The 7,228-nt window shown below is 69.9% G+C and carries 10 protein-coding genes and 1 riboswitch; of the genes, 8 read left to right on the top strand and 2 right to left on the bottom strand.

From position 1 onward, the window contains the following. The first annotated feature begins 171 nt into the window (after positions 1–171). Positions 172–294, top strand: a riboswitch (cobalamin riboswitch). A 62-nt stretch (positions 295–356) separates the two neighbouring features. Next, the gene (locus ACSNOC_RS15045) at positions 357–899 is read left to right on the top strand and encodes a hypothetical protein (RefSeq protein WP_436747926.1); all 543 of its coding nucleotides are present in this window, start codon (positions 357–359) and stop codon (positions 897–899) included. Positions 900–946: 47 nt separating this feature from the next. Then, a complete protein-coding gene (locus tag ACSNOC_RS15040; RefSeq protein ID WP_436747925.1) occupies positions 947–1,504 on the top strand; it encodes a hypothetical protein in 558 nt (185 codons plus the stop codon). A gap of 19 nt (positions 1,505–1,523) precedes the next feature. Here the strand turns inward: ACSNOC_RS15040 and ACSNOC_RS15035 are convergent, their stop codons facing one another. Beyond that, positions 1,524–3,068: a hypothetical protein gene (locus ACSNOC_RS15035; RefSeq protein ID WP_436747924.1), complete on the bottom strand. Its 1,545-nt coding sequence runs from the start codon at positions 3,066–3,068 to the stop codon at positions 1,524–1,526. A 233-nt stretch (positions 3,069–3,301) separates the two neighbouring features. On the opposite strand from ACSNOC_RS15035, the gene ACSNOC_RS15030 reads away from it, so the two are divergent. The 6 genes from ACSNOC_RS15030 to ACSNOC_RS15005 all read left to right on the top strand — a co-directional run bounded on the left by ACSNOC_RS15030 (position 3,302) and on the right by ACSNOC_RS15005 (position 6,896). Then, positions 3,302–3,952, top strand: coding sequence for a hypothetical protein (locus tag ACSNOC_RS15030; RefSeq protein WP_436747923.1), 651 nt, complete (start codon positions 3,302–3,304; stop codon positions 3,950–3,952). Further along, on the top strand, positions 3,939–4,463 hold the full coding sequence (locus ACSNOC_RS15025; protein ID WP_436747922.1) for a DUF6879 family protein: 525 nt from the start codon (positions 3,939–3,941) through the stop codon (positions 4,461–4,463). Before ACSNOC_RS15030 ends, ACSNOC_RS15025 begins: the two co-directional genes overlap by 14 nt. Before the next feature lie 66 nt (positions 4,464–4,529). Further along, the gene (locus tag ACSNOC_RS15020; RefSeq protein ID WP_436747921.1) at positions 4,530–5,282 is read left to right on the top strand and encodes a DUF6879 family protein; all 753 of its coding nucleotides are present in this window, start codon (positions 4,530–4,532) and stop codon (positions 5,280–5,282) included. Continuing rightward, positions 5,279–6,124: a helix-turn-helix domain-containing protein gene (locus ACSNOC_RS15015; protein ID WP_436747920.1), complete on the top strand. Its 846-nt coding sequence runs from the start codon at positions 5,279–5,281 to the stop codon at positions 6,122–6,124. The genes ACSNOC_RS15020 and ACSNOC_RS15015 overlap by 4 nt, the downstream gene beginning before the upstream one ends. A 74-nt stretch (positions 6,125–6,198) precedes the next feature. Then, entirely contained in the window at positions 6,199–6,684 is a 486-nt protein-coding gene (locus ACSNOC_RS15010) for a glycine-rich domain-containing protein (RefSeq protein ID WP_436747919.1), read from the top strand. Continuing rightward, a complete protein-coding gene (locus ACSNOC_RS15005) occupies positions 6,681–6,896 on the top strand; it encodes a hypothetical protein (protein ID WP_436747918.1) in 216 nt (71 codons plus the stop codon). The genes ACSNOC_RS15010 and ACSNOC_RS15005 overlap by 4 nt, the downstream gene beginning before the upstream one ends. Before the next feature lie 50 nt (positions 6,897–6,946). Here ACSNOC_RS15005 and ACSNOC_RS15000 read toward each other — a convergent pair whose 3' ends face one another. Beyond that, positions 6,947–7,207, bottom strand: a complete 261-nt coding sequence (locus tag ACSNOC_RS15000; protein ID WP_436747917.1) for a hypothetical protein — start codon at positions 7,205–7,207, stop codon at positions 6,947–6,949. Positions 7,208–7,228 lie beyond the last annotated feature (21 nt).

Below are 7,228 nucleotides of genomic sequence, written 5' to 3'. Positions count from 1 at the left end.
CCCCGAGAACGCGGCCACGGCCTGACCGCACGCCCGGCCCGCCCCCGCCGCACGTGGTGTGGCGGGGACCGACTTTCTCACGGCGGCCCGGTGAGATTTTTGTTACCTCCGGGGTCGTTCCGTGCAGGGCGCGGTGGCTGACAGGATGTCCGCGCCCAAGCGATGGCGGCCGAGGAAGCCGGTGCGAATCCGGCGCGGTCCCGCCACTGTGACTGGGGAGCGACTTCCGCGATGGCCACGGCCCGTTGGGGCGGGAAGGCCGGGAGGAGCGTCGATCCAGGAGCCAGGAGACTCACGTCATCGCGACCTCGCCGACACCGGGGCGGATTTCCCCGGAGGAGAGTGGTGATCTCGCCGTGCGCGCAGCCCTGACCGACACCGACCGTCTCGCTGCCCCACCGACCTGGGTCCGCAACACCGCCGCCGCGCTCGGCTGCGTCGCCGCGTGGGCGGCATCGGTCTGGACCGCGACCCACCTGACGGCCGACCCGACCCTCCACACGGTGGCGCTGTTCGGCCATCTCGGCGCGCTGGTCGTCGGCTTCGGCGCCGTGCTGGTGATCGACTACCACGGCCTGCTGTGGCTGCTCGGCAGACGCACCCTGCGCGACGTGCTCACCCTCACCGGCTCCCTCCACCTCCCGGTCTGGACGGGCACGGCCGGGCTGCTGATCACCGGCGTCTTCCTGCACCCCGACCTGACCCAGCCCCTGACCCGCGTGAAGCTGCTCGCCGTCCTCGCGATAGCCCTGAACGGCATCTGCGCCACGGCCCTCCAACGCCACGGCACCACCCTCACCACCACCCGCTTCCTCCTGCTGGGCGCGACGGTGGCGGGCATCTCCCAACTCGGCTGGTGGACGGCCGTGGTGATCGGCTTCCTGAACACCCGCCTCTGAACCGGCACGCGCGGCGCGGGACCCGGGTCGTCTGAGAGGCTGTGGCGATGACCGACATACCGCTCTGGCGTCGCCCGACCCGCGCCGGTTGGCGCATCGAGACCGACGAGACGCGCACCCGCGTCGACGTGATCGACCCCGACGGCCAGGTCCGGGCGTCCGTCCCCATCCGGCCCGTACCGCACTTCACGGGCTGGTTCGCCAAGCGGCAGAACGCGGTCATGAGCCGCGCCTTCGAGGCGGACGGGCCGTCCCTGCCCACCGGCGGGCCCAGCCCGGTCACGCTGCGTCCGCACGGCCAGGAGGCGTTCGTCAGCGATGGCGCGGTGAGCGGTCGCCGCCGCGACAAGGCCGGTAGCGCCCTGGTCCACGGCAGACGCTACGCGTTCGTCCACACCGGCGGAAAGAGCGCGGACGCGCTGCGGGACGGCACCCGCATCGCGTCGTTCGTCAAGCACGGCTTCGGCCCCCGGAACGGCCACGTCAGCCGCGACGACCACGGCCCCCTGGACGAGACCGACGAACTGGTCCTGACCGTCTTCGAAAAACTCCTGCGCCCCGGACGCCCCGGCGCCGTCTCCACCCTCGCCACCGACCTGACCTGAACCCGCGCCGCCAGTCGCTCTATGCCGAGTGAACGGCCAGCCGTTCGCGCAGATCACGGACGGCTGGTGTGCCGCTCCAGGGCTCCAACTGGGCGGCAGCCGCGTGCAGGCGTTCCAGCGCCCGGCCGGAACGGTTGCGCCCGGCCAGCTCCGCCGCCTCACCGATCGCCATGGCAGCGCCCTCGATCTCGCCCATCCTGGTCAGGGCAAGTCCGAGATCGATTTTCGACAGCGCCACGGGCCGGTTCTGGCCCATGTGCTGGAGCCCTTCCTCGGTGGCGGCCACTGCCTCGCGGGGGCGGTCCAGATCCACGAGGCATTTCCCCCGGATTCCGGCGAGGAGGGCGATGCCGCCCTGGCCGTCGGCCGCGTCGTAGACGTGGAAGACGGGGGAAGAACTGCCTGACGCGATCGTCAGATAGTGATGCGCCTCGTCCAGGGAGCGCAGGCACTCGTCATAGTCTCCGTTCGCGCCATACGCGCGGGCGGCCACGTCGACGGCGAAGCCTCGTAGCGCGTCATCGTCCGTGCGGGCGGCCCAGGCTTGCGCGGCCACGGCATGGTCGATGCCGATTCTCGGCTGGCCCCGCCACGTGGCGAGGTAACTCATCATGCACAGGACGCGAGCGCCGAGTTCCGTGTTCTCGGCTTCGTGGGCTGTCGCTCGCGCGTGCTCGTAGTAATACCCGGCGCCGTCGAAGTCGTTCAGGTCGAAGGACAGCCAGCCCGCGAGCCGGGAGGCTTCGGCGTGGACGCTCAGGACGCGCGGACGCAGCGCGGAGGGGCAGTGATCGAGGATCACCCGGCTGAGGTTCCGCTGAGCGAGCACGGTGTCCAGGGCGGCGTGCGGACCTCTTCGGTGTTCGTCCTGCTCCGCGAGCCGCAGCACTTCCTCCATGTGGTCGAGGACGCTCGCGTCCACACGCCCTGGTTGAAGCACCGTCCCCAGCACCCGTGCTTCCTCTTCCGGGTCCAGTGCTGCGGCGGGCGGCGCGGCGGCGGCAGCGATGGCAGCCCAGCCGAGCATGTGCAGGATGTTCCGGCGTTCCATACTGCGTCCCCAGGTCGAGAGGAACTGAATGAGCTGACCGAAGGCCGCGTCGCGCTGGCGGGCCGACACAGGGCCGGTGGTCAACGGCCTCAGTTGGTGGATGACAGTCGCGGCGAGTGCGGTGGGCACCGGCTGGGGCGCCTCTGTCAACGCTGCACCTGAAGGCGTGTCACTGTCAATGAGGTCTCTGGGGTCGCACTCGTAGACCTGGGCCAGACGGCGCAGCGCGCTCAGACTGGGCTCGCGGCCGGACTCCGGCCATGTCTCCCAGTACGACAACTTCTTGGCGGTCATGGGCCGCTCGCCGTCCGCGTCGGGGAACATCGCGTTCCAGCGGTCGGCCACGGTCTGCTGACTCCAGCCCCGGGCAAGGCGCATGGCCACCCGCGCGTTGACCCGCTGCTCGCGCTGGACGAGAGCGGCGATGCTGCCCCAGGTCCAGCCGTCCGCGCGCAGCTCGGTGGTGAGCGCGGCCAGAGCCGCGCGGCGGCTGCGGTGCTGTTTGGTGACCAACGGCCGGCCTCCTCACTCTCGGTCTTCGGCTCGTCACTCATGCTACGGGCGGGCACGGACAGCCGGAGCGCCCGAACAGCCCCCGACAGGGCTCTGACCTGCGGACTCCCCGTTCAACGGGGAACTTCCGCAGCGTCACCCACCATCCCCTCCCCGGCACACAGGGTCGTTGAGCGGCTACGGACGGCGAAACAGTGGCAGGCCCCGAGACGCCGGACAGGAGGTCAGCACGCATGTCCCGCCACGCCCCGACCGCAACCGTTCCGTACATCACGGCCTGGAGTTCCGAACAGCGGCTCAACGCCCTTGTCATCGCCCATCCCCGCGTCGGCATCGGCTACCCCGACGAAACCGTGGCCGACCGGGACGCGCACGGCGTGCTGTGGACGCGGACGGACTGCCGCCCGGGTCAGGGGCGGCCGGAGTTCGGGCGGGTGCATCCGCTGCGGCAGCGGCGGGCCATGCGGAAGCTGCTGTGCCAGATCTGCGCGGCTCCGGCCGACCGCACGGATCAGGGCGTGCTCTGGCTGCTGGGCGACGACCGGACGGACTGGCCGGGCTGGCCGGAACGGATGGCGGCCACGCACCCGCCCGTGTGCCTGCCGTGCGCCCGCGTCGCCGTCCGGGCCTGCCCCTTCCTGCGGCGGAACTACGTCGCGGTCCGGGTCCGCGACTCCCGGATCGCCGGAGTTCACGGCGTGCGCTACCGTCCCGGATGGCCGTTCCCGGAGGTCGCGGACGGCGGCGACGGCATTCTCCTGCCCTACGACCACCCGGACATCCCCTGGGTCCGCGCCGCACAGCTCATCCGGGAACTGCGCGGCTGCACGATCGTGGACCTGGACACCGAGACCCTTGAGAGGACCTCGCATGCTCGTCGGTGAGCAATTCGGCAGGCTCTTCGAGACGTTCGAGAGGACGGCCTTCCGGCTCGAAACACTGGCCGTCTACGACATCGAGGAGGAACGCGAGGAGTTCGAGGACTTCCTGGCCGGGAAGCCGATGCCGCCGGAATGGTCGGACAACCCGTGGGTACGTTCCATGACCGAGCTCGGTAAGTCGGTCTCACGTGTCCACGTCCTCCGTTCCCCGTTGTCCGACTACCTCCGGTACGAACTCGCCGCCTATCCGGGCAATATCACCGCGGGCGAAAGGATCGGCATCATCGATCTGGCCCAGCGCGAGGTGCACGGCCTGCCGGACCACGACTTCTGGCTGTTCGACGACGCGACGGCGTACCGCATGCACTACACGGACGCCGGGGCCTTCATCGGCGCGGATCAGCTCCCGGAGTCCCGGCTGGACGAGTATCGCGGGTACCGTGACACCGCTCTTGCCCATGCCGTTCCGTTCGAGGAGTACCAGCGGACGCGATGTGAGAATAATCGAGAATAGTTCCACCGTGCCGAAGGCTTCGGCTCCACTCTGGGGCTGCTCCATCACGACAAGGAGAGGAAGGCCATGGCACGACGGCTGCGGCTGTTGGGGAGTACCTCGGGAATCGGTGACTGTCCGACGTTGTACGAGGACCTGGACACGGGCGATGTGCTCGTCCAGGGCCAGGCGGTGACGGAGTCACACGATGTGGCTGCGCTCAGGAACGTGAAAGAAGGAGAGGGCTTCGTCGTCGTTCCGCGCCGGCTTCTGGCCGACTTCGCGCCGCGAACGGCGGACCGACAGGTGGAGTTCGTTCCCCAGGAACAGATCAACGAGTACGTGAACGACGGATTCGAGCACACCGCCTGGCGGTTGGAGACCCGGACCGGATACCTCACGGATCAGCGGATGCCGTCCTACCAGGAATTCCGGCGCACGGGCGACACCGCAGGGGAGGTCGGGCATCCATGGTTCGAGAACGTCCGCCGGATGACCAGCGGCGGCAAGCGGTTCGAGCGGGTACGTATCGTGGACCATCCGCCAACCACCGGTCAGCGCTACCTTTTGGCCTGTGGCCGGACCAACGTGGCCGCCGGTGAGGACATCCGCTGTCTATGGCGCTCGGATGCCGAGCGGATCGGGGTGGACCTCTGGGACTTCTGGCTCTTCGACTCGCGCACGGTGGCCCGGTTCCACTTCGAAGGCGAGCGCACCGTCGGCATGGAGCTGATCACCGAACCCGCCGAGGTGTTGCGCGCCTGCCAGGTGCGCGACGCGGCTTGGCATCACGCGGTGCCCTACGAGAAGTTCAGGGCTCAGGTACCGTCCGCTGAGTGAGCACCGATTTCCAGCGAGGCCGGGTGTCCCTCGGCGTGCGGTTGCGCGAACTGCGCGTGGAGGCCGGGCTCACGGGGCGGCAGTTGGCCGACCGGCTGGGATGCACGCAGTCGAAGATCAGCAAACTGGAGAACGGCCGACAGACGCCGACGGCCAACGACCTGGCCGCCTGGGCCGCATGCACGGGGCAGCCCGGGGCGTCGGCCGAACTCATAGGGCGCTTGCGCGGTCTGGAGACCCAGTACCGGTCCTGGCGTCGCCAACTCGCCGGAGGCTACCGCGCGGTCCAGGAGGCCCATGGCGCGCAGGCGCGCGAGACGCGCGTGCGCCGAAGCTTCGACCCGACGCTCATTCCTGGGCTGTTGCAAACGGCTGCCTATGCGCGAGGGGTGCTCACCCGATACGCGGCGCTCCATACCGCGCCGCGCGACATCGAGGCGGCGGTACGGGCGCGCATGCGTCGGCAGTACGTTCTCGGAGAGCCCGGCCGGACTTTCCATTTCCTCCTGTGGGAGGGAGCCTTGTGGGCGCGTCCCTGCGGCGCGGATGTCCTCGCCGCTCAGCTCGAACACCTGGCGGCCCGGCTCGGCCCCGGACCCGTGCGCCTGGGCCTGATCCCTTTCGGCGCGGACATGAACGTGCCGGCTGGCGTCGGTTTCTCCCTCCACGACAACCGCCTCGTGATCACCGAGACCTGGCACGCCGAAATGTGGCTGGACGATCCAGCCGACGTGGCGGTCCACCTCGCGGCGTGGAAAGCGCTGGAGAGGAACGCCGTCTACGGCTCCACAGCCCACCGCATCGTCCTCGGCGCCCTGCGCTCTCTGTCGACCGGCGAATAACGGCGCATCACTCCGGCTGGACCGACGGCGAATGCATACGTTGAGGAGGCTACGAAGTCCATGGAGGTGGGAGCGTGAACGGTGCACACGGCTTGCTCGCTCGCGAGGCGTTCGGGGGTGTGGTGGCCACGGTCGTGGACAACAACCCCGGGATGGACGGTGTGACGGCCACACGTGTGGTGGAGGAGGCGTTGAAGTTCGTGGCGGCTGCGGCGACCTTCCCCGGTGTGTATGTCCAGCCGTCTCGCGTGGTCGACGAGGGATGGCACGCACTGATCCTGCACACGGCTGTGTACGCCGGTCTGTGCGATCGGCTGGGCCGCTTCGTGCACCACTTCCCCGAGCGTCCGGACACCTCCCGGCACGACCCGCACTCGATGGCCCGGACCATGGCCCTGATCGAGAGAGCGGGCCACAGCGCCGACCGGGAGTTGTGGACCGGCCCGGGGAATCCGCTGATTCCGGTGGCGGCGAACTGTTCTCACACCCCGAAGCCCGGCGGCTGCGGGCCGATCAACCCCGGCGGCTGCGCCTCCCACTGCTCCGGCACGGGTTCATGAACGCCGACGACGCGCGGCATGTGCGGGGTGTCCTGCGGCGTCTGGGGATTCCCGGTGTGGTCGCGCCGGAGAATCCGGACGAGCCGGCCGGGGACTGGCGGGTGTACGACCGGGACGATCCGGCGACGCGCGTGGACGTCACGGCCGATGCCCTGGCAGCACTGGCGAAGGCGTTTCCCGCCGGACCGGCAAGGGGCTTCGTCGTCACCTGAACCGGCTCCGCCGGCTCTGCCGCCGGGGCGGCGCGGTCGTGCGCGGGTGTTCAGTACGCCGCGCGGCGGCAGGCTCCTTCGGCGTCGCCGTAGCGGACGCCGATGTCCCGGAGGAGATCGATGCACTCCTGGGTGTGGGCCGGGCCCTGGGCGCCGACCCGGCACGCCTCCGACTCCTCCGGGCCCACGGTGTAGCCCTGTCCGATCAGGTGGCGTTCGCAGTCGGCGGTGGTGGCCTGCGCCGGGGCGGCCAGCGTCAGGGCTCCGGCGGCCAGGCAGGCGGTCATCAGTAAGTTCCTCAGCATGCGCATGAGATCAAGCCTGCCGGACGC

The sequence above is a fragment of the Streptomyces sp. URMC 129 genome (assembly GCF_051386415.1).
GTDB lineage: Bacteria > Actinomycetota > Actinomycetes > Streptomycetales > Streptomycetaceae > Streptomyces.
Note: the sequence above shows the minus strand (reverse complement) of the source record. Positions and strands in the feature narration are given on the sequence as shown.

Bases quoted from the DNA above. Each gene is read 5' to 3' on its own strand.
- ACSNOC_RS15040 (WP_436747925.1), top strand. From the start codon at position 947: ATGACCGACATACCGCTCTGGCGTCGCCCGACCCGCGCCGGTTGGCGC.
- ACSNOC_RS15020 (WP_436747921.1), top strand. From the start codon at position 4,530: ATGGCACGACGGCTGCGGCTGTTGGGGAGTACCTCGGGAATCGGTGAC.
- ACSNOC_RS15025 (WP_436747922.1), top strand. From the start codon at position 3,939: ATGCTCGTCGGTGAGCAATTCGGCAGGCTCTTCGAGACGTTCGAGAGG.
- ACSNOC_RS15005 (WP_436747918.1), top strand. From the start codon at position 6,681: ATGAACGCCGACGACGCGCGGCATGTGCGGGGTGTCCTGCGGCGTCTG.
- ACSNOC_RS15030 (WP_436747923.1), top strand. From the start codon at position 3,302: ATGTCCCGCCACGCCCCGACCGCAACCGTTCCGTACATCACGGCCTGG.
- ACSNOC_RS15000 (WP_436747917.1), bottom strand. From the start codon at position 7,207: ATGCGCATGCTGAGGAACTTACTGATGACCGCCTGCCTGGCCGCCGGA.